Source organism: Stappia sp. TSB10GB4 (genome assembly GCF_900185745.1).
Lineage (GTDB): Bacteria > Pseudomonadota > Alphaproteobacteria > Rhizobiales > Stappiaceae > Stappia.
In genome coordinates this window covers 1-867 of the sequence record NZ_FYAV01000034.1, presented here as the reverse complement: position 1 = coordinate 867, position 867 = coordinate 1, and the positions used below count along the sequence as shown (strand labels likewise).

Below are 867 nucleotides of genomic sequence, written 5' to 3'. Positions count from 1 at the left end.
GTCTCTCCGGCGGCATCAACCCCGTGGAGTTGGAAGAGATGCTTGGACGTGTCCATGCCGATGCGCGTAATCTCGTTCATTGGGCGGCTCCTTCGATGTGTTGGGACCATCATCTTGGCGCAAAACGACGCCGGATGGGGGCCGTCCACCCCAACGGGACCGGAGAGGCACGGTGCCACCTTTTTGCCTGAGCGCTGCTGCAACCGCCCTCGGCTCTCCGATCCCGGATCTGCGTTTGCGCCTGCGTCCGGGAGGACGAAGGAGAGGACCGTGTGGGCGAGGCGATGTTGCGGGGGGGCCTGCGCGCGCGCCGTCGCTCTGGAAACCAATAGACCCCGGCGCGCGCTGCGCTTGGCCGGGGTGACGGCAGAGGGGATGAGTGGCCTTGCCATTCTCTTCGGCTGTCATCCCGGCCGCGCGTCAGCGCAGAGCCGGGAACCATTGGCAACCTCGGCAGGCGTGAGGCCGGGCGGCGTCGCCTCCCCCAAGGCTGTCATACCTGCGCAGGCAGGCGTCCAGTATCCGCCGGGGCGTGTTGTTGCGCATCGGCCGCAGCTACGGCCCGGGCAGCCTCCACCCTCCCGAGGCGTCATTCCGGGCAAGCATCGTGCGACCCGTATGTGGACGGCCCCCTGAGGGCAAGCGATTAGTTGAGGCTCGCTCGGATCGACAGCGGTTCGTATGTCCGGCCTGTTTCGGCGGCATGGTGAACCGCCATGGCCCAAGATGGGTTGCGCGTGGGGCGGCGCCTAACGGAACCACGGCCTCGACGGCCGGTCGGGTCGCACGGCGTGTCCGCCTCACGTGATCGATCGAACGCTCCATCTCCCTCTCGGCTTGCCGCTCCCTCAAGCCCGGCCGGCGTGG

General features: G+C 67.9%; 1 protein-coding gene. It reads left to right on the top strand.

Translation table 11 applies throughout. The features are described from left to right. The coding region (locus TSB10GB4_RS23640) for a hypothetical protein (RefSeq protein WP_208984502.1) at window positions 1-191 on the top strand (191 nt) is incomplete at its 5' end. Between the last annotated feature and the right edge of the window lie 676 nt (window positions 192-867).